Annotated in this window: 19 protein-coding genes and 1 tRNA gene; 15 read left to right on the top strand and 5 right to left on the bottom strand. The window is 48.9% G+C overall.

Annotation, left to right across the window (positions count from 1 at the left end):
- Positions 1 to 144 precede the first annotated feature (144 nt).
- Complete coding sequence (locus tag TM_RS06285) at positions 145 to 1212, top strand: radical SAM protein (protein ID WP_004080040.1); 1068 nt, start codon at positions 145 to 147, stop codon at positions 1210 to 1212.
- A gap of 4 nt (positions 1213 to 1216) precedes the next feature.
- Here TM_RS06285 and TM_RS06290 read toward each other — a convergent pair whose 3' ends face one another.
- The 4 genes from TM_RS06290 to TM_RS06305 are packed head-to-tail and all read right to left on the bottom strand — an operon-like array spanning position 1217 to position 5060.
- Positions 1217 to 3163, bottom strand: a complete 1947-nt coding sequence (locus TM_RS06290) for an ATP-dependent helicase (RefSeq protein ID WP_004080037.1) — start codon at positions 3161 to 3163, stop codon at positions 1217 to 1219.
- 9 nt (positions 3164 to 3172) lie between these two features.
- Positions 3173 to 3541 (bottom strand): divergent PAP2 family protein, encoded by a 369-nt coding sequence (locus TM_RS06295; RefSeq protein WP_004080035.1) that lies wholly within the window; start codon positions 3539 to 3541, stop codon positions 3173 to 3175.
- On the bottom strand, positions 3534 to 4616 hold the full coding sequence (ychF, locus tag TM_RS06300; protein ID WP_004080033.1) for a redox-regulated ATPase YchF: 1083 nt from the start codon (positions 4614 to 4616) through the stop codon (positions 3534 to 3536). The genes TM_RS06295 and ychF overlap by 8 nt, the downstream gene beginning before the upstream one ends.
- A gap of 9 nt (positions 4617 to 4625) precedes the next feature.
- Positions 4626 to 5060: a hypothetical protein gene (locus TM_RS06305; RefSeq protein ID WP_004080031.1), complete on the bottom strand. Its 435-nt coding sequence runs from the start codon at positions 5058 to 5060 to the stop codon at positions 4626 to 4628.
- A gap of 126 nt (positions 5061 to 5186) precedes the next feature.
- Here TM_RS06305 and TM_RS06310 point away from each other — a divergent pair.
- The 12 genes from TM_RS06310 to TM_RS06365 all read left to right on the top strand — a co-directional run bounded on the left by TM_RS06310 (position 5187) and on the right by TM_RS06365 (position 16372).
- Positions 5187 to 5263 (top strand) — tRNA-Pro (locus TM_RS06310).
- Positions 5264 to 5377: 114 nt separating this feature from the next.
- Positions 5378 to 6070, top strand: coding sequence for a phosphoribosylaminoimidazolesuccinocarboxamide synthase (locus TM_RS06315; protein WP_004080029.1), 693 nt, complete (start codon positions 5378 to 5380; stop codon positions 6068 to 6070).
- Complete coding sequence (gene purS / locus TM_RS06320; RefSeq protein WP_004080026.1) at positions 6046 to 6294, top strand: phosphoribosylformylglycinamidine synthase subunit PurS; 249 nt, start codon at positions 6046 to 6048, stop codon at positions 6292 to 6294. The genes TM_RS06315 and purS overlap by 25 nt, the downstream gene beginning before the upstream one ends.
- On the top strand, positions 6291 to 6932 hold the full coding sequence (purQ, locus tag TM_RS06325; RefSeq protein WP_004080023.1) for a phosphoribosylformylglycinamidine synthase subunit PurQ: 642 nt from the start codon (positions 6291 to 6293) through the stop codon (positions 6930 to 6932). The genes purS and purQ overlap by 4 nt, the downstream gene beginning before the upstream one ends.
- Positions 6932 to 8743: a phosphoribosylformylglycinamidine synthase subunit PurL gene (gene purL, locus TM_RS06330; protein ID WP_004080021.1), complete on the top strand. Its 1812-nt coding sequence runs from the start codon at positions 6932 to 6934 to the stop codon at positions 8741 to 8743. Before purQ ends, purL begins: the two co-directional genes overlap by 1 nt.
- A gap of 4 nt (positions 8744 to 8747) precedes the next feature.
- Positions 8748 to 10043, top strand: a complete 1296-nt coding sequence (gene purF / locus TM_RS06335) for an amidophosphoribosyltransferase (protein ID WP_004080018.1) — start codon at positions 8748 to 8750, stop codon at positions 10041 to 10043.
- A complete protein-coding gene (gene purN / locus TM_RS06340; protein ID WP_004080015.1) occupies positions 10004 to 10621 on the top strand; it encodes a phosphoribosylglycinamide formyltransferase in 618 nt (205 codons plus the stop codon). Before purF ends, purN begins: the two co-directional genes overlap by 40 nt.
- Positions 10602 to 11960 carry a bifunctional phosphoribosylaminoimidazolecarboxamide formyltransferase/inosine monophosphate cyclohydrolase gene (locus tag TM_RS06345; RefSeq protein ID WP_004080014.1) on the top strand — a complete coding sequence of 453 codons (1359 nt, stop codon included), beginning with the start codon at positions 10602 to 10604 and terminating at the stop codon, positions 11958 to 11960. The genes purN and TM_RS06345 overlap by 20 nt, the downstream gene beginning before the upstream one ends.
- Positions 11961 to 11972: 12 nt before the next feature.
- A complete protein-coding gene (purD, locus tag TM_RS06350; protein WP_004080013.1) occupies positions 11973 to 13166 on the top strand; it encodes a phosphoribosylamine--glycine ligase in 1194 nt (397 codons plus the stop codon).
- The gene (gene purM / locus TM_RS06355) at positions 13163 to 14098 is read left to right on the top strand and encodes a phosphoribosylformylglycinamidine cyclo-ligase (protein WP_004080012.1); all 936 of its coding nucleotides are present in this window, start codon (positions 13163 to 13165) and stop codon (positions 14096 to 14098) included. Before purD ends, purM begins: the two co-directional genes overlap by 4 nt.
- A 2-nt stretch (positions 14099 to 14100) precedes the next feature.
- Positions 14101 to 14676 carry a hypothetical protein gene (locus TM_RS06360; RefSeq protein ID WP_004080011.1) on the top strand — a complete coding sequence of 192 codons (576 nt, stop codon included), beginning with the start codon at positions 14101 to 14103 and terminating at the stop codon, positions 14674 to 14676.
- On the top strand, positions 14642 to 16372 hold the full coding sequence (locus tag TM_RS06365; protein ID WP_004080010.1) for an NAD+ synthase: 1731 nt from the start codon (positions 14642 to 14644) through the stop codon (positions 16370 to 16372). The genes TM_RS06360 and TM_RS06365 overlap by 35 nt, the downstream gene beginning before the upstream one ends.
- Here TM_RS06365 and TM_RS06370 read toward each other — a convergent pair.
- Complete coding sequence (locus TM_RS06370) at positions 16356 to 17006, bottom strand: HAD family hydrolase (RefSeq protein WP_004080009.1); 651 nt, start codon at positions 17004 to 17006, stop codon at positions 16356 to 16358. The genes TM_RS06365 and TM_RS06370 overlap by 17 nt on opposite strands.
- Positions 17007 to 17114: 108 nt before the next feature.
- Between TM_RS06370 and aspC the strand changes: the two genes are divergently transcribed.
- The gene (gene aspC, locus TM_RS06375) at positions 17115 to 18248 is read left to right on the top strand and encodes an aspartate aminotransferase (protein ID WP_004080007.1); all 1134 of its coding nucleotides are present in this window, start codon (positions 17115 to 17117) and stop codon (positions 18246 to 18248) included.
- Positions 18223 to 19956, top strand: a complete 1734-nt coding sequence (locus TM_RS06380) for an ABC transporter ATP-binding protein (protein WP_004080006.1) — start codon at positions 18223 to 18225, stop codon at positions 19954 to 19956. The genes aspC and TM_RS06380 overlap by 26 nt, the downstream gene beginning before the upstream one ends.
- The last annotated feature ends 4 nt before the right edge of the window (positions 19957 to 19960 follow it).

Raw genomic sequence — 19960 nt, forward strand, 5'->3', positions numbered from 1 at the left:
CCTTGAAAAGATTTTTCAAAATTGGATATGTGATAGAAAATTTTCTACATCCATATCATAATAAAAAATTGCTCCCTTTGTCAAGAGGTGTTAACATAAAAGGGATATTCGTCCTTTTGAACACTCTATGGAGGGTTTTTCAAGATGGGAGTCTGCAGGATTTGTGGTCTTTCACTTGATGAGATCAGCGATTCGATAGGTGTCTGCCTGGAGTGCCTGAGAAAGGGGAATCTGGATTTTGCAAGGAAGGCCCACAGAAAATGGAGGGAAGAGATCGGTCTTCCCGTTGAAAGGTGGGCTCGTGAAGAAGGAAAGGTGTGTTTCCTCTGCGTCAATTCGTGCGTGATACCGGAAGGGAAAACAGGATTTTGCGGCGTTCTCAGAAACGAAGGAGGCAGGCTCTCCTATATAACAGGCTCTCACAGGAAGGCCTTCCTTCACTGGTACTACGATCCCCATCCAACGAACTGCGTCGCACTACCTATCTGTCCGGAAAGAGAACACAGGGGCTTTTACAATTTCGCAGTCTTCTTCGCAGGATGCAACCTCGACTGCCTCTTCTGTCAGAACATAGATCACAAGTACATGGTGAAAGACGGAAGGATATCCGAAGGAAAGATCGTGGACATCGACGAACTCGTTGAGATAGCTATGAAACCACGCGTCTCCTGTGTGTGCTTTTTCGGGGGAGATCCCACTCCCTGGACTGTGTTCGCACTGGAGTTTGCCGTGAAGCTGGGAAATCGCCGAAGGATCTGCTGGGAAACGAATGGTCTTGCTCATCCCAGGATCATGGAGAGGATGGCCAGAGTCAGTCTTGAAAGTGGTGGCATAGTCAAGATAGACTGGAAGGCCTTTTCACCGGAGGTTTATGAAGCGCTGACCGGAGTTGACGGGAAGAGTGCCGTTAGAAGAATCATGGAGAACGTGCAGCTGGTTTCCTCCATGGGTAAGGGAAGAGAAATACCACTTCTTGTTATCAGTGTTCTTGTAATACCTCACTACATCGACGAAAAGGAAATAGAAGGAATCGCAGGGTTCATTTCATCGGTGGATCCAGAAATTCCCCTTGTTCTCCTTGCGTTCGCTCCTCAGCACCTGATGAGCGATCTTCCAACCACCAGAAAACATCACATGGAGAGAGTGAAACAGAAGGCACTCGAAAAGGGTCTGAAGAGGGTGTTCGTGGAGAACGTTTGGCTTCTGAGCTAAAGTCTCATTTCACTTCCCAAAACTCGACGAGTTCAAGCGGTATTCTGTCAATGAAATTCTCTCCGCTTCTCATGATGAACCTGTTTCCGCGGTATGGGTAGGAGGTTCCGGTGACCTGGTAGGAAATATACAGCTGTTCCTTTGCTCTTGTTATGGCAACGTAGAAGATCCTCTCTTCCTCATCGAGATTCCCTTCGGATATCGCGAAATAATTCGGAAAGTCTCCGGGATTCACAGAGATGACAAAAACGACTCTCCACTCGAGCCCTTTTGCCTGATGAACGGTGGTGAGAGTGACCTTTCCCTCTTTTTGAGAGATTTCTCTTTCTATTTCAACGTTTTCCGTCACAGCAAGATCCGTCAGGAAGGATTCGAGACTTGTGTAGCGAGACGCTATTTCAACGAGCCTTTCCAGATCCATCTCCCTTTCACGGAAATCAGGATACCTCGCTTCCAGATATTCGGAATAAAAAGAAGACAGGACGCGCTCTATCATTTCCCCAGGAGAATCGAGCTTTCTGATCTGATCGAGAATATCGATAAACCTGCTGTACTCACCACTGAAACTCACTTTCTTCAGTTCCTGGAAGGGATCCAGACCTTCTTCCACGTAAGCGCTGGCGAGATCCGCTATCTTCGAAGCCGTTCTGTCACCGATCCCGTAGAAGAGTTTTGCAGCCCTCAACCAGGCGGATTTGTCTCTCGGATTTTGAACGATTCTGAGAAAAGAAAGAACGTCCTTCACGTGGGCGCTCTCGGTGAATCTGGGACCAGACAGCACACGGAAATCTATTCTACTTCGAACGAGTTCCATCTGAAGTTCCAGAGAGTGCGAATGTGATCTGTAGAGAACGGCGATTTCTTCTGGTTTGAACCCTTCTTCTATTAACTCGAGAATCCTCTGAGACACGAACCTCGCTTCTTCATATCTATCCCAGGTCTTGACAACAACGGGTTTCATGCCATCTTTCTTTACCGGCTTCAGTTCTTTTGGAACGGATTTTCTCGGGAGCATGGCGTTTATGAATTTCACAATACTTTCCGTGCTTCTGTAGTTCGTCTGGATCTTGAAGATCTTCGTTCCGGGAACTCTTATGAAATCCTCGACGTTTTCGTATCTTGCCCCTCGAAAGGAGTAAATACTCTGGGCGTCGTCTCCAACCGCCAGGATGTTGCCGTGTTTCGACGAGAGGTGTTCCACTATCTTGTACTGAACGTAGTTGGTGTCTTGGAACTCATCCACGAGTATCCAAAGGAATCTTTCCGCCTCTCGATCTCTTATTTCTTTGTTCTCTTCGAAGAGTCTGTAAGCGTAGAAGAGAAGGTCTTCGTAGTCCACCACGTTCTGAGAGCGTTTTTCCTGCTCGTAGAGATCGAAGATCTCCGAGATTTCTTCCTTCAAGTCCAGAAACTTTGGATTCTTCACTACGATACTTTCCCTCAAAGATTTGAGAGTATTTTTCATGTAAGAATATATAGCCATCAAAACAGAGGGCTGGGGAAAGTTTTTTCTCTCTTCTTTACTCTTTCTTTCGAGGTACTTGCTTCTTGCATGCCTCATGAGGCTCTCCGCGTCTTCTCTGTCTAGGATAGAGTAATTTCGTTCCAAACCCACGTAAGGTGCGTACTTTCTCAAGAAGTGGTTGCACACATGATGGAACGTTCCGGCGAGCATCTCAGAAAGCTCTCTTCCGGTCACCGCCTTTGCCCTCTCCACCATTTCCCGCGCCGCTGCTCTGGTGAACGTGACCAGAAGAATCCTGGAAGGATCCACACCGTTCGCCAGAAGATAGGCGATCTTGTACGTGATAACCCGGGTTTTCCCAGACCCCGGGCCTGCTATTACGATGCATCTTCCCTCTGATTCAACGACTGCTCTTCTCTGTTCCTCATCCAGATCTTCCAGAAAAGAAAGATTCGCTTCCCTGGGTCTTATCCGGTATTCTTTCATCCCTTCACCTCACCAGAGATGGAGCCGCGCGGGGAAAATGTGGGCGATGAGCATTCCGAGTCCAAGGCCAGCGAGCGCCTCCAGAAAGTTGTGCCCCAGATCCTTCTTCACAGCCGGTCTCAGAACAATAGCGTCCATGAATATGATCACAAGGAAAATGGCGGCGATGGAGGTGTAGGGAGAGTCGAATCCCGTGCTCCGGGCGAGTGACCACGCAAGGCCAGAAACGGTGGCTACATGACCGCTGGGCATACCACCGTAACTCTTCAGCATCTTCACGTCTCTTTTGATCAGAAACTTTATGAACTGAGCTGTCAGAAAAGAAATAACAGCCGTGGTGAACGGCGTGCTCCGAAAGATCTTCCAGACGTCAAGCACGGAATAGGAAATGGATCACATCCCCCTCTCTTACAATGTAATCTTTTCCATGTGTTTCCACAGCTCCAGCTTCACGTGCTTTTTTCAGAGAACCAAACTCTACGTATCTTTCGAAAGGAATAACTTCAACCTTTATGAACCCTTTCTGTATGTCTGAATGAATCAGACCCGCCGCTTCATAGGCAGTGGATCCTTTCTTTATAGTCCAGCTTCTCGCCTCGTTCTGTGTCGCTGTCAAAAATCTTATAAGGTTCAGAAGTTTCAAAACCTTCTCGAAAAACTCCTTCCTTTTGTCACCGAAAAGGTTGTACTCTCTTCTGAAAACTTCCGCCTCTTCTTCCGGGAGAAATTTCAATTCTTCTTCGAGCTTCACGTTTATTATAATGTATTCCTCGTCCTTTTCTTTGACGATTTCTTCTATCAGTTTTCTTTTTTCTTCGTCCAATTCATCGACGTTGAAAACCAGTATCTGAGGTTTATCTGTGAGGAGGAATAGGGATTCGATCACCTCTTCCTCGAATCTGTCGTGCCTTGGAAATTTCGAGGCCTTTTTACCCTGAGAGAGAAACTCCCGAAGATTCTGGAGGAGTTCTACCTCTCTCTTTGCTTCCTTGTCTCCCGTTCTTGCAACTTTCATCCGCTTTTCGAGACGCTTTTGAACGGTTTCGAGATCTTTGAGTATAAGCTCGGTTTCGACTATTTCTATGTCCCTTTTTGGATCCACGTTCTGATACGGATGAGAAACTCTTCCATCTTCGAAGAGACGGACAACATGGGCTATAACATCCACCTTGCTTATGTGGTCAAGGAACTGATTTCCAAGTCCTTCTCCTTTGCTGGCTCCCTTGACGAGTCCCGCTATGTCCACAACCTCCACGAAAGGATGAACCACCTTTTTCGATCCTTCGTTCTTCGCGAGAATCTCTATCCTTTCATCCGGCACAACGAGAATCCCCACGTTCGGCTCAATCGTGCAAAAAGGAAAACTTTCCGCAGGTACGCTGTTGTCGGTCAGGAAGTTGAAAAAGGAAGATTTCCCTGCGTTGGGAAGACCTACTATTCCCACCCTCTCCAAAGTATCACCTCAGTATTCATCTTCTTCGTCAAAGAAATCCTCTTCTTCTTCCTCTTCGAAGAAATCCTCTTCGTTGAAAAGATCAAAATCTTCATCCTCATCGTATTCTTCTTCTTCCTCTTCTTCCTCATGCTTTCGTTCAGTTTCCGTCTGATGAATGGACAGGGGCTTTCTTGGATCAAGCATGCCGTCGAACACTTTCCTTTCCTTGCCGTTGACTACAAGGTATCCTTCCGCTTTGGCAGGTTTTCCATAGGCAGTGATCACCATCATGATGAGATCTTCATCCACATCGTAACCCGGTTCTGACTCGATCACCAGAGCGTTGTCGTAGTAGAGTTTGTTCTTTACTTCACTGGCTCTTTTTTGAATTTTACTGTTGTTTAGGATTTCCTCTGCGGCTTCTTCACTGATATGGATCCTGAGGATATACCTGAAGTCCACGCTCTTCACTCCCCTGAGAAATTTTTTTACGCTCTTCGAATTATACAGGAGAAGTTTTAAAAGTCAAGGGTTCGATCGGTAAACGATTGCCCGGTGCAAAATCATATGTTATAATACCAGAGGCTACGGGGAGTAGCTCAGACGGCCAGAGCGCCAGAATCGGGATCTGGAGGTCGCGGGTTCAAGTCCCGCCTCCCCGACCAGGGACGGGAGCAAGGGCTCCCGTTTTTCTGTTTTTTTCAAAGTGTTTACCTCCGATGTAATTTTCATTCATGATTGAAGTATAGAATTTTCAAAAAGGGCGGGGAGGCGAGCGTGTGAATTACGAAGGAAAGACAAAAATTGTTAAGGTCACCGGCGATTATGCCCTGCTCGAGTTCAAAGACGATATAACCGCTGGTGACGGATTGAAGCACGATGTTCTAACAGGCAAAGGATCCATCTGCGCAGAAACAACCGCTATCCTCATGAAATACCTCTCTGAGAAAGGTATCAAAACCCACCTCGTTGAATACATCCCCCCTCGAACGCTGAAAGTCATTCCTCTGAAAATGTTCCCTCTCGAAGTGGTCGTGAGATTGAAAAAGGCAGGATCTTTCGTGAGAAGGTATGGTGGAGCTGAAGGGGAAGACCTTCCAGTTCCCCTCGTTGAGTTCTTCATAAAAGACGACGAAAGACACGATCCAATGGTCTGTGTTGATCATCTCGAAATACTCGGCATCGCAACAAAAAAGCAGGCAGAAAAGATGAAAGAAGCGGCGGTGAAAATAACTCTTGCTCTCAAAGAGTTTTTTGAAAGGGCGAACTTCGAACTCTGGGACATAAAGTACGAGTTTGGACTCGACAAAGACGGAAACGTCGTTCTCGGTGACGAAATCTCTCCCGACACGTTCAGATTGAGAAAGAAGGGTGAAATCTTTGATAAAGATGTGTACAGAAGGGATCTTGGTGATCCCTTAAAAAAGTACAGGGAGGTGCTGGAACTTTGCCGCTCTTTAAATTCGCAATAGACGTTCAGTACAGGAGCAACGTGAGGGATCCGCGCGGAGAAACGATCGAACGTGTTCTGAGGGAAGAAAAAGGTCTTCCCGTGAAAAAGTTGAGACTTGGGAAGTCCATCCACCTCGAAGTAGAAGCAGAAAACAAAGAAAAAGCGTACGAAATCGTAAAGAAAGCCTGCGAAGAACTCCTGGTGAACCCGGTTGTTGAGGAATATGAGGTGAGGGAGCTGTGAAGCCCAGAGCTTGTGTAGTGGTCTATCCTGGTTCCAACTGTGACAGAGACGCGTACCACGCTCTGGAAATAAACGGCTTCGAGCCCAGTTACGTCGGGCTGGACGACAAGCTGGACGACTACGAATTGATCATTCTACCTGGAGGATTTTCCTACGGAGACTACCTGAGGCCTGGTGCCGTTGCCGCAAGAGAAAAAATCGCCTTTGAAATAGCAAAAGCCGCTGAAAGAGGAAAGCTGATAATGGGAATATGCAACGGATTTCAGATCCTCATAGAGATGGGACTCCTGAAAGGAGCCCTTCTTCAAAATTCGTCTGGAAAGTTCATCTGCAAATGGGTGGATCTGATCGTGGAAAACAACGACACACCGTTCACGAACGCTTTCGAAAAGGGAGAAAAGATAAGAATACCGATAGCACACGGCTTTGGAAGATACGTGAAGATAGATGACGTGAACGTGGTTCTCAGATACGTCAAAGACGTGAACGGCTCAGACGAACGAATAGCGGGTGTTCTGAACGAGAGCGGAAACGTCTTCGGTCTCATGCCCCACCCGGAAAGGGCGGTTGAAGAACTCATAGGCGGAGAAGACGGAAAGAAAGTGTTCCAGTCCATCCTCAACTACTTGAAGAGGTGATGAAGTTGAGATATCTGAACATTCTCAAGGAGAAGCTTGGAAGAGAACCCACCTTCGTCGAGCTTCAGGCTTTTTCAGTCATGTGGAGCGAACACTGTGGATACTCCCACACGAAGAAATACATAAGAAGATTACCGAAAACGGGTTTTGAGGGAAACGCGGGTGTGGTGAACCTGGATGATTACTATTCCGTTGCTTTCAAGATAGAGAGCCACAATCACCCGAGTGCGATAGAACCTTACAACGGTGCAGCAACGGGTGTCGGTGGAATCATCAGAGACGTCCTCGCGATGGGAGCCCGCCCAACGGCCATATTCGATTCACTCCACATGTCCCGAATCATAGACGGTATCATAGAGGGAATAGCCGATTACGGTAATTCCATAGGCGTTCCAACGGTCGGTGGAGAACTCAGGATCTCCTCACTATACGCGCACAACCCCCTCGTGAACGTGCTCGCAGCGGGTGTTGTGAGAAACGACATGCTGGTCGATTCGAAAGCATCGAGACCGGGACAGGTCATAGTGATCTTCGGAGGAGCCACAGGAAGGGACGGAATCCACGGGGCGTCTTTCGCTTCGGAGGATCTCACGGGTGATAAGGCAACCAAGCTTTCAATTCAGGTTGGTGACCCGTTCGCTGAAAAGATGCTCATAGAAGCGTTCCTGGAGATGGTGGAAGAGGGACTCGTGGAAGGAGCTCAGGATCTGGGAGCGGGCGGTGTGCTGTCCGCAACTTCGGAACTCGTAGCGAAGGGGAATCTCGGAGCGATCGTTCATCTGGACCGTGTTCCCCTGAGAGAACCGGATATGGAGCCCTGGGAAATCCTCATAAGCGAAAGCCAAGAAAGAATGGCGGTCGTCACATCACCTCAGAAGGCGAGCCGCATTCTGGAAATAGCCAGGAAGCACCTTCTTTTCGGCGATGTCGTTGCCGAAGTGATAGAAGAACCAGTTTACAGGGTGATGTACAGAAACGATCTCGTCATGGAAGTTCCCGTCCAGCTCCTCGCAAACGCCCCAGAAGAGGACATAGTCGAATACACACCCGGAAAGATCCCAGAGTTCAAAAGGGTGGAATTCGAAGAGGTGAACGCGAGGGAAGTCTTCGAGCAGTACGATCACATGGTCGGAACGGATACCGTGGTTCCACCCGGATTCGGCGCGGCCGTGATGAGAATAAAGAGAGACGGGGGGTACTCCCTCGTCACACACAGCAGGGCGGATCTGGCTCTTCAGGATACCTACTGGGGAACCCTCATAGCCGTGCTCGAGAGTGTGAGAAAGACGCTCAGCGTTGGTGCGGAACCCCTCGCTATAACGAACTGCGTGAACTACGGGGATCCCGATGTTGATCCGGTGGGACTTTCGGCCATGATGACCGCTCTCAAGAACGCTTGCGAATTCTCCGGTGTTCCCGTTGCATCGGGAAACGCTTCTCTCTACAACACGTACCAGGGAAAACCCATTCCACCCACCCTGGTTGTGGGAATGTTGGGGAAGGTGAACCCGCAGAAAGTGGCAAAACCGAAGCCTTCGAAGGTGTTCGCGGTGGGATGGAACGACTTCGAACTCGAAAGGGAAAAAGAACTCTGGAGAGCCATAAGAAAACTCTCAGAAGAAGGTGCTTTCATCCTCTCTTCGTCACAGCTTCTGACGAGAACTCACGTGGAGACTTTCAGAGAGTACGGCTTGAAGATCGAAGTGAAACTGCCAGAAGTGAGGCCGGCGCATCAGATGGTGCTCGTCTTCTCTGAGAGAACTCCCGTAGTCGATGTTCCTGTGAAGGAGATCGGAACGCTCTCGAGGTGATGATATGTGCGGAATCGCAGGAGTCTGGAATGTGAAAGATGCCTTTTCTGTCCTTCACGACGTGCTTCTCGGTCTTCAGCATAGAGGACAGGAAAGTGTGGGTGTTGTGGTAGACGGGTTCAAAACGATAAAAGGAAAAGGACTCGTAGACACCGTTCTCACCGAAGACAGGTGGGAAGACGCTGAAAAGGGTATTGGACACGTAAGGTACTCCACGGCAGGATCGCTCGAGGACATTCAGCCAATCGTGGCGTTCACGAGAAAGGGAAGGCTCGCGATCGCTCACAACGGAAACATACCCAACGGCGAAAAGTGGATAGAGATGCTCAAAGAAAAAGGAGCGGTTTTCCAGAGCTCGCTCGACTCGGAGGTCTTCCTTCATCTCATCTCGATGTCTGAAGGTGACCTGAAAGAGTCCATAGTGAAAGCGCTGAAGAAAGTCCCTCTTGCCTACTCACTTCTCATTCTACACGAAGAATTCCTCGCTGCGGCGAGAGACCCATACGGCGTCCGTCCCCTGTTCTATGGAAAATACGGTGATGGAATCGTTGTGGCATCGGAAGACGCAGCGCTGAAAGCGATAGGTGTGGAAGACATAGAAGAAGTTCCCTCTGGAACGGTCGTGTTCTTCTCGAACAAAGGCACAGAAACGGTGAGGTTCTCCAAAAAAGAAAAGCGGTTCTGCTCCTTCGAATTCATCTATTTCGCGAGGCCGGACAGTCACTTTCTCGATCAGAGTGTACACATAGCCCGTTACAGAATGGGTGAAGAACTCTACAGAGAAAACCCGATAGAAGCGGACGTGGTCGTTCCGGTGCTGGACTCCGGACTTTCCGGAGCGATGGGATTTTCTTCGGCTTCGGGTATACCTCTCGACATCGGTCTCATGAGGAACAGATATGTGGGAAGAAGTTTCATCATGCCGGTGGACAGGGAAAAGATCGTCAAGAAAAAACTCGTCCCCATAGAAGACGTTGTGAGTGGAAAGAGGGTTGTTGTAATCGATGATTCGATCGTCAGAGGAACAACCATGGGCATCATCGTGAAGATATTGAGAGAGGCGGGTGCGAAGGAAGTACACGTTGGCATACACTCTCCACCTGTACGTTTTCCCTGTTTCTACGGAATAGATACCGCCAGAAAGAAAGAGCTCGTCGCGGGAGAACGTGCCGTGGAAGAAGTGAAAAAAATAGTCAACGCAGACTCTCTCTTTTACCTTTCACTCGAAGGGTTGAAAAGAGCCATCGGGAGGAGTGAACTGTGTGTAGCGTGCTTCAGCGGAGAGTACCTCCACGAATAGTCGTTCTCGCTTCGGGAAACGGAAGCAATTTCGAAGCGATCGTGAACGCAGCGCGAAGCGGTGAATTGAGTGCGGAAATCCAGATGCTCCTTGTGGACAGAAACTGCTACGCAATAGAGCGAGCGAAAAAACTGCAGATCCCCTGGGAAAGGCTCGAGAAACCCTGGGCAGAGTCTCTGAAAAAAAGACTCGAAGAGTTGAATCCCGACCTCGTGGTCCTCGCCGGTTTCATGAGGATTCTTCCGGCGGAGATCGTCGAAAGGTGGAAGTGGAAGATCGTCAACATCCACCCTTCGCTTCTTCCCGCGTTCCCCGGGACCCACGCCATCGAGAAGGCCTACGAATACGGTGTGAAGGTCACAGGAATCACCATCCACTTCGTTGATGAGGGAGTCGACACCGGTCCCATCATCTTTCAGAAAGCAGTTGAAATAAAGAAAGACTGGTCTCTCGAAAGACTGGAAGAAGAGATCCATAAGATAGAACATCGGTATTATCCGCTCGTCATTCAAAAGGTACTGGAAGGAAAATGGAAGATCGAAGGAAGGAGGGTTATCCTTGAAGAGGATATTGGTTAGTCTCTACGAGAAAGAAAAATATCTGGATATTCTGAGAGAACTCCACGAAAAAGGCTGGGAGATCTGGGCGAGCTCCGGCACCGCCAAGTTTTTGAAATCAAACGGAATAGAAGCAAACGACGTGAGCACCATAACGGGTTTCGAGAATCTCCTCGGAGGGCTCGTGAAGACCCTCCACCCGGAGATATTCGCCGGCATCCTCGGACCGGAACCCAGATGGGATGTGGTCTTTGTGGACCTATATCCACCCCCAGACATCGACATAGGAGGAGTCGCTCTTCTTCGAGCAGCTGCCAAAAACTGGAAAAAGGTGAAACCCGCTTTCGACATGGAAACACTCAAACTCGCGATTGAGATAGACGACGAAGAGACGAGAAAGTACCTCGCTGGAATGACCTTTGCGTTCACCAGTGTGTACGATTCGATAAGGGCCAACCAGTTTGTCGAGGGTATTTCTCTCGCCTTCAAGAGGGAAGATCTTCAGCTGAGGTACGGAGAGAACCCTCACGAAAAAGCGTTTGTGTATGGAAAACCAGCTTTTGAGATTCTGCACGAAGGAAAGACAATCTCATTCAACAACATCTTAGACGCGGAAAACGCGTGGTTCATGGCGAAGAACCTGCCGAGGATGGGTGCGGTTGTGGTGAAACACCAATCTCCCTGTGGTGCTGCGATAGGAGAAGACAAAGTGGAAATCGTGAAGAAGGCCATCGAGGCGGACGACGAATCCAGTTTTGGAGGGATCCTGGCCGTGAACTTCGAAATGGACGAAGAAGTTGCGAAGTCATTGAAAAAGTACCTCGAGGTGATCGTGGCACCTTCCTTCACACAGGAAGCGATCGAGGTTCTCTCTAAGAAAAAAGTGCGTCTCTTGAAGCCTGGGGATTACGCTTCGTGGGCTGGAAAGATGGCATTCGGTTCTCTCGTCCTGAGTGAAAGAAAGTACCCCGAAGGGAATTTTGAACTGGTAGTTGGAGAGCCTCTCTCGGAAAAAGAGCTTGAGGATCTGGAATTCGCTTACCGTGTTGTGGAAGGAGCGAAATCCAACGCTGTTCTCATAGCAAAAGACGGTGTAACTGTGGGAATAGGGAGCGGGCAGCCTTCGAGAAAGAGAGCTGCCTGGATCGCCACCGTGATGGCAGGAGAAAAAGCGAAGGGAGCGGTTGCGGCTTCCGATGCGTTCTTCCCGTTCCCGGACTCGCTCGAAATACTCGCTCAGGCTGGTGTGAAAGCGGTGGTCGCTCCTCTCGGATCCATAAGAGACGAAGAAGTGATCGAAAAAGCCAGAGAACTTGGAATCACGTTCTACAAAGCTCCGAGCAGGGTTTTCAGGCACTGAGGGGTGAAAGCGGTGAGGGTACACATACTCGGTTCTGGAGGAAGGGAACACGCGATAGGATGGGCTTTCGCAAAGCAGGGGTACGAAGTCCACTTCTATCCGGGAAACGCCGGAACGAAGAGAGATGGAACGAACCATCCCTATGAAGGGGAAAAAACCTTGAAAGCCATTCCCGAAGAAGACATCGTGATACCGGGATCCGAGGAATTCCTGGTAGAAGGGGTCTCGAACTGGAGATCCAACGTCTTTGGCCCGGTGAAAGAGGTCGCAAGGCTCGAAGGATCCAAGGTCTATGCCAAAAGGTTCATGAAGAAGTACGGTATAAGAACCGCTCGTTTCGAAGTGGCAGAAACTCCAGAGGAATTGAGAGAGAAGATAAAAAAATTCTCTCCTCCTTACGTGATAAAGGCGGACGGGCTCGCTCGAGGAAAGGGTGTTCTGATCCTCGACTCTAAGGAAGAAACCATCGAAAAGGGATCGAAACTCATCATCGGAGAGCTCATAAAAGGTGTGAAAGGCCCTGTTGTGATAGATGAATTTCTCGCCGGGAACGAGCTTTCCGCCATGGCGGTTGTGAATGGAAGAAATTTCGTGATCCTTCCCTTCGTCAGAGATTACAAGAGACTGATGGACGGTGACAGGGGACCGAACACGGGAGGTATGGGCTCCTGGGGGCCTGTAGAAATCCCTTCCGATACGATCAAAAAGATCGAAGAGCTCTTCGATAAGACTCTGTGGGGAGTGGAGAAAGAAGGCTACGCGTACCGGGGGTTCCTCTACTTGGGTCTCATGCTCCACGATGGTGATCCCTACATACTCGAGTACAATGTGAGACTGGGCGATCCAGAAACAGAAGTGATAGTGACGTTGAATCCCGAAGGATTTGTCAACGCGGTTCTCGAGGGATACCGCGGTGGTAAAATGGAGCCGGTGGAACCGCGTGGATTCGCCGTGGACGTGGTTCTCGCAGCGAGGGGCTATCCCGACGCTCCCGAAAAGGGCAAAGAGATCACCCTTCCCGAAGAAGGTCTCATATTCTTCGCGGGAGTCGCGGAGAAAGATGGAAAACTCGTAACCAATGGCGGTCGTGTTCTTCACTGTATGGGAACAGGAGAAACGAAAGAAGAGGCACGAAGAAAGGCTTACGAACTCGCGGAAAAGGTCCACTTCGAAGGTAAGACCTACAGGAGGGATATCGCTCTATGAAATACACTTACAGAGAAGCAGGAGTCGATGTCGAGAGGGGAGAAAGCTTCGCAAAAACTATAAAAAGCGCTGTAAAACTTCCTGAATGGGTGATGAAAGAGCCCACGGGATACGCTTCCATACTCACGATCACAACTCCCCCCGTTGTTGTAACGGCCGATGGGATCGGCACCAAACTCATCCTTCACAGAAAGCACGGGACCTGGCGCTACGCGGCTGAGGACCTTGTGGGTATGAACTACAACGATCTGGTCTGCGTGGGAGCGAGGCCTGTGGCCTTTCTGGACTACCTTGGGGTCGAGAGAATCTCCGAAGAACACGAGTCGTTCATAAAAGAGCTCGTAAACGTCCTTGACAGCGTGGATGTGAAACTGGTGGGCGGTGAGACCGCTGAGATGCCCGATGTGTATCGTGGAGACTGGGACGCTGTGGGGTTCGCTGTCGGCGTTTTAGAAAAACGGATACCGGTTGATAAGATAAAAGAAGGGGATGTGATCGTTGGTATTCCGTCATCGGGATTCCACTCGAACGGCTGGTCCCTCATAAGAAGGATCATAAAGGAGGAATCCATAAAGATCGAAGAACTTCCCTTTGAACTCCTGAAAGGAACACGCATATACAGAGAAGTCATCGAGTTGTTCGATCTGGTGAAAGGGATCGCACACGTGACCGGCGGGGGAGTGGTGAGGGCGCTGAAGAGAGTCCTCGGAAAGCTTGGGGCGCACGTTTCTCTACCAAAGAGGGACTTCGTTGATTGGATATTGAAATATGTAGACTTCAACGAAGCGGTCAACACCTTCAACATGGGTGTTGGAATGTTTCTGATCGTGGAAAAACAAAAGGTGGACGAGGTTCTGGCCAGAGTGGATGGAACAGTCGTTGGGAAGGTATCCTCAGACTGGAGAATCGAGTACGGAGGTGAGGGGGGATAAGTGTGATCGAGAGTTTCGTTAAAGGATTCAGGGAGATAGTTCAAAATACAAAACTCGCTGTGATAAGCGTTATGGCTCTCGTTCTGGGGTTTGTGACGGAAGTGCTTTACATCTTTGCCGGAAAGTACGATTTTCTGAGCTTCGATTTCTTCGTCATAAAACTCTTTGAAGAGGTACTGCTCGCATTGTTGATGGGACTACTTCTGGTTCCAAGAAGAAGAGAAAATCTTCTCAGTCTTCTCGTGTTTTCAGCGTTTTACGGGTTGACGGTAAGTGCTGGTTTTTCTCTGTTCGTCCTTCCCGGTTTTGTGGCCTTCATGTTTCTCTTCTTTGTCCCCCTGCTCTCCGCTAAAGACGAATCTCCTTCCAGCGTCCTGGAAAAGAACTACAGAATGGTGTTCAAAGGGGAAAAGACGGTGGACGTTTTCCTCGCTGCAGCCGTTGTGTTCATCGTCTGGTTCATACCGTACCTGGGTTCCATAATATCGAATCTCTTGAGAGTCGTTCTGGTCTACTCGATGTACCGGATAATGGAGGGATCCTATGAAAAGACTGAGAGTGACACTGGCTCAGCTTAATCCGACCCTTGGAGACTTCGAGGGAAATCTGAAGAAGGCAATAGAAGCCCTCAGAGTGGCGGAAGACCGGGGAAGTGATCTCCTTGTCTTCCCGGAGCTCTTTCTTCCCGGTTATCCTCCTGAAGACCTCATGCTCAGGCTCTCATTCCTCAGAGAGAACAGAAAATACCTCCAGAAGTTCGCTCAGCATACAAGAAATCTCGGTGTTACCGTCTTGATGGGCTTCATAGACAGCGACGAGGATGCGTACAACGCCGCCGCGGTTGTGAAAGACGGTGAGATCCTTGGAGTGTACAGGAAGATATCTCTGCCGAACTACGGGGTTTTCGATGAGAGAAGATACTTCAAACCCGGAGAGGAACTCCTCGTCGTGAAAATAGGCAACATCAAAGTGGGAGTTACCATCTGCGAAGACATTTGGAATCCAGTGGAACCGAGCGCCTCGCTTTCCTTGGGTGAGGGAGTTCATCTCATAGCGAATCTTTCGGCTTCTCCCTACCACGTGGGGAAACCTGTTCTGAGAAAGGACTATCTTTCCATGAAGGCTTACGACTATCACGTGGCCATGGCCTACTGCAACATGGTCGGGGGTCAGGACGAACTCGTCTTCGATGGAGGAAGCATGGTGGTTGACGCTTCAGGAGAGGTCATAAACTACGGAAAGCTCTTCGAAGAGGAGATCATCACGGTGGATCTGGATCTGGACGAGAACCTCAGAGTCTCGCTGGTAGATCCTAGAAGAAGGTACATGAAGACTCAGAACTATCCGGTGAAAACCGTGGAAGCGGGAAATCTCCGGGAGAAATCCGGGCATTTTGAACCGGTGGTGAATCCTCTTCCTGTGAGAGAAGAAGAGATGTTCAGGGCTCTGATCACGGGTCTGAGAGACTACGTGAGGAAAAACGGTTTTGAAAAGGTCGTGATAGGGCTCAGTGGGGGAATGGACTCTTCCCTCGTCGCGGTCATAGCAACAGAAGCCCTGGGAAAAGAGAACGTGAAAGGTGTCCTCATGCCGTCCATGTACACCTCAAAAGAAAGTATCGAAGACGCGCAAACACTGGCAAAAAATCTGGGCATAGAGACTTTCATCATTCCCATCACGGATGTGTTTCACTCCTACCTCGAAACACTCAAAGGCGTTTTCGCTGGGCGAGAACCAGATATAACCGAAGAGAATCTTCAGGCGAGGATCAGAGGAAACTACCTCATGGCACTTTCCAACAAGTTCGGATGGCTCGTTCTCACAACGGGAAACAAAAGCGAGATGGCAACGGGATACGCGACTCTCTACGGAGACATGGCGGGAGGATTCGCCGTTATAAAGGATGTTTACAAGACAGACGTTTACAGAATAGGAAGATGGTACAACAGCTGGAGAGGAAAAGAGATCATTCCGGAAAACATCTTCGTGAAACCCCCAACGGCGGAGCTCAGGCCGGGCCAGACGGACCAGGAGAAACTACCACCGTACGAGGTGCTCGATGAAATACTGAGACTCTACATAGAAGAAGGGCTCGATCCAGAAGAAATCGCATCAAAAGGCTTCGACAGGAAGACCGTGCTCGACGTGACGGAAATGATACGAAAGAACGAATACAAGAGAAAACAGGCCGCTATCGGCGTGAAGATCTCCACGAGAGCTTTTGGGAAAGACTGGAGAATGCCGATCACGAACAGATTTAAAGAACCTCTTTGAGAACGTTCAGGATTTCCTCGGGTTTCACCAGAGCAACCGCACCCGCTTCAAGAAGCGCTTTACCGTCGTTCAAAGAGTGAACGACTCCATAGATTCTTTCTATGCCGGCGCTTTTTGCGGCTTCAACACCGCTCTTTGAGTCTTCGAAGACCACAACCTTCTCTGGGACCACATTCAACCTTTCCAGAACGAGAAGGTATATCTCTGGATCAGGCTTTCCGTTCTTCACCTGATCACCGAACACCATGACGTCGAAGTACTTTTCGAGATCGAGTCTTCTCAATCTCTCCAGCGCTTCTCGCTGTGGTGTGGAGGTTGCGAGCGCGAGTTTTATTCTTTTGCTCTTTACGAACTCGAGCGCCTCTCTTACACCCGGATTTTCCTTGAGAAGCTCAGAGAAAACGCGCTTTTTTTCTTCGTGGACCCTCTTTTTGAAGTTCTCCAGAGAATCTTTTATCTCCAGAGCTTCCATGAGGATGGGAAGACCTTCTCTTTCAGGAACTCCCATTATTCTCCTGTGGAGATCCTCCGTGTAAGGTTTTCCATAGCTTTCCGCGACTCTTCTGTAAGCTTCGAAGTAGAGAGGCTCTGTGTCCATGAGCACTCCATCCATGTCGAAAATCACCGCTTCCATTCCTTACTCCTCCTTTCTTTTAAAAGAATAACATGAGAAGTTTAACCTGTCTAAATCGGATCTTTGTGGTAGTATTAAATATGAAACCACGACCAGGGGGGTTTCTAAATGGTATCCAGGAGAATATCAGAGATTCCCATATCGAAAACCATGGAACTCGACGCGAAGGCCAAAGCCCTCATAAAAAAGGGAGAAGACGTGATCAATCTAACGGCTGGTGAGCCGGATTTTCCCACACCGGAACCCGTCGTGGAAGAAGCGGTGAGATTTCTCCAGAAAGGAGAAGTGAAATACACAGATCCTCGTGGTATCTACGAACTCAGAGAGGGTATAGCGAAAAGGATAGGCGAGAGATACAAAAAAGATATCTCACCGGATCAGGTCGTGGTGACGAATGGAGCGAAACAGGCTCTGTTCAATGCTTTCATGGCCCTTCTCGATCCCGGTGACGAAGTGATCGTGTTTTCTCCCGTCTGGGTCAGCTACATTCCTCAGATCATCCTTGCTGGTGGCACGGTGAACGTGGTTGAGACGTTCATGAGTAAAAATTTCCAGCCCAGTCTGGAAGAGGTGGAAGGGCTTCTTGTTGGGAAAACGAAAGCCGTTCTTATCAACTCGCCGAACAATCCCACTGGTGTGGTGTACAGAAGAGAGTTCCTTGAAGGACTTGTGAGACTTGCCAAGAAGAGGAATTTCTACATAATCAGCGACGAAGTCTACGATTCCCTTGTTTACACGGATGAATTCACATCGATACTCGATGTTTCTGAAGGATTCGACCGGATAGTTTACATAAACGGCTTCTCGAAGTCTCACTCCATGACCGGCTGGAGGGTGGGTTACCTGATATCGAGCGAAAAAGTAGCGACCGCTGTGTCGAAGATCCAGTCTCACACCACCTCCTGTATCAACACGGTAGCACAGTACGCCGCCTTGAAGGCTCTGGAAGTGGACAACTCTTACATGGTTCAGACCTTTAAAGAAAGAAAAAATTTCGTGGTGGAAAGATTGAAAAAGATGGGTGTTAAGTTCGTGGAACCAGAAGGTGCGTTCTACCTCTTTTTCAAAGTCCGGGGTGACGATGTGAAATTCTGTGAAAGGCTCCTCGAAGAAAAGAAGGTTGCACTCGTTCCAGGATCCGCTTTTCTGAAGCCTGGATTTGTGAGGCTTTCTTTTGCCACATCTATAGAAAGACTTACGGAGGCGCTGGATAGAATTGAAGACTTCCTCAATTCTCGTTGATTTCCTGAAGAGAAACTGGCACAAATACCTTCTCGGTGTTCTTTCACTCATCGCGGTGGACCTCCTTCAAGTCTACATTCCACGTGTCATCGGAAAGATCGTTGACATGCTGAACACAGAAACGATGAACTTCGATACACTCAAAATAATGTTGTTTTGGGTGATGGCCGCCGCGAGCGGGATGTTTATTGGAAGGTTCTTCTGGAGATTCTTCCTTGGTGGCACTGCAAGAAAGTTTTTCCTCGAGACATCGAACAAGATGTTCTCAAAGCTGCTCAGTCTCACTCCCGGTTTCTTCGATCGAATGAAAAGCGGTGAACTCATGGCAAGGTTCACCAACGATCTGAGCCTTCTGAGAAGAGTGCTCGGCCAGGGTGCGATACTCTTCTTCGATTCTTTCATCATGATCGTGATGGTCTTTTTCTTCATGATAGGTAACGTGGGTTGGAAGCTCTCCTGGATCAGCTTTGCGCCGCTTTTGCTTCTTGCCCCTGTTTCGATGAGCTTTGGACGACTCATACACAGAAAAGTATCGGAAGTTCAGAGATCCTTCTCGGAACTTTCCGGGTTCACCGAAGAAACGATTTCGAGTGTGCGCATTGTGAAGAGCTTCTCGGTGGAAGACGTCTCATTCAAGATATTTGAAAACAGGGCACTCAAAAACTACGAAGACACTCTCAGTGCAATCAAAGTCTCCAGCGTTTTCAGGCCCCTCATCAATCTTATCGCTTCGACCGCTTTTTTCCTCGCCCTTCTCTACGGTGGAAGAGCCGTTATAAACGGGAAGATCTCTCTCGGTGATTTCATAGCCTTCAATTCCTACCTTGGAATGCTCGTCTGGCCGATGATGGCCTACGGTTTCATGGTGGATCTGTTCCAGAGGGGAAGAGCGGCTATGAGACGTCTGGACACGATCTTCACCGCTCAACCCGAAGTTAAAGAACCCGAGAAGCCGATCAGGATAGATCACTTTGAAAGTTTTGAAGTGAGAAACCTGACCTACAGATACCCCGGAACAGAACGTGAAGTTCTGAAAAACGTCACCATGAAGATAAACAGGGGAGAAATGATAGGCATCGCCGGCAGTGTTGGAAGTGGAAAGTCCACGATAGCAAAGCTTCTCGTGAAGCTCTATCCGGTGGAAAGGGGAAAGATATTCATAAACGGTGTGGACATAAACGACGTTTCTTCGGAGAATATCAGATCCATCGTCACTCTGGTTCCGCAGGAAACGTTTCTGTTCTCAGACACGGTGAGAAACAACATAACGGTCGGTTTGGAAAACGTCGATGAGAAAAAGATCGAAGAAGTGACAAAACTTGCGGCCGTCTACGACGATATCATGAGCTTTCCAGAAAAATTCGACACGATCGTTGGGGAAAGAGGTGTGACGCTTTCGGGCGGTCAGAAACAGAGAATCACCATAGCCCGCGCTCTCATAAGAGATTTCGAAGTTTACATATTCGACGACTGTCTCTCGGCCGTTGACCCTGAAACCGAAGAGAGGATCATAGATTCGATCAGAAAAGGAATGAAAGGAAAAACGATCGTCGTCATAACACATCGATTGAAGGTGTTGAAAAACGCCGACAGGATATATGTCTTGCACGAGGGAAGAGTGATAGAAGAGGGCACTCACGAGGAATTGATGATCAGGGATGGCATGTACAGTAGAATGTACAGAAAACAGCTCATCGAGGAGGGATAGGTAA

The organism is Thermotoga maritima MSB8 (assembly GCF_000008545.1).
Taxonomy (GTDB): domain Bacteria; phylum Thermotogota; class Thermotogae; order Thermotogales; family Thermotogaceae; genus Thermotoga; species Thermotoga maritima.

Coding starts and splice junctions, on each gene's coding strand:
- TM_RS06285 (WP_004080040.1), top strand. CDS start 145: ATGGGAGTCTGCAGGATTTGTGGTCTTTCACTTGATGAGATCAGCGAT.
- TM_RS06290 (WP_004080037.1), bottom strand. CDS start 3,163: ATGAAAGAATACCGGATAAGACCCAGGGAAGCGAATCTTTCTTTTCTG.
- purL (WP_004080021.1), top strand. CDS start 6,932: ATGAAGTTGAGATATCTGAACATTCTCAAGGAGAAGCTTGGAAGAGAA.
- purF (WP_004080018.1), top strand. CDS start 8,748: ATGTGCGGAATCGCAGGAGTCTGGAATGTGAAAGATGCCTTTTCTGTC.
- purM (WP_004080012.1), top strand. CDS start 13,163: ATGAAATACACTTACAGAGAAGCAGGAGTCGATGTCGAGAGGGGAGAA.
- TM_RS06365 (WP_004080010.1), top strand. CDS start 14,642: ATGAAAAGACTGAGAGTGACACTGGCTCAGCTTAATCCGACCCTTGGA.
- TM_RS06370 (WP_004080009.1), bottom strand. CDS start 17,006: ATGGAAGCGGTGATTTTCGACATGGATGGAGTGCTCATGGACACAGAG.
- aspC (WP_004080007.1), top strand. CDS start 17,115: ATGGTATCCAGGAGAATATCAGAGATTCCCATATCGAAAACCATGGAA.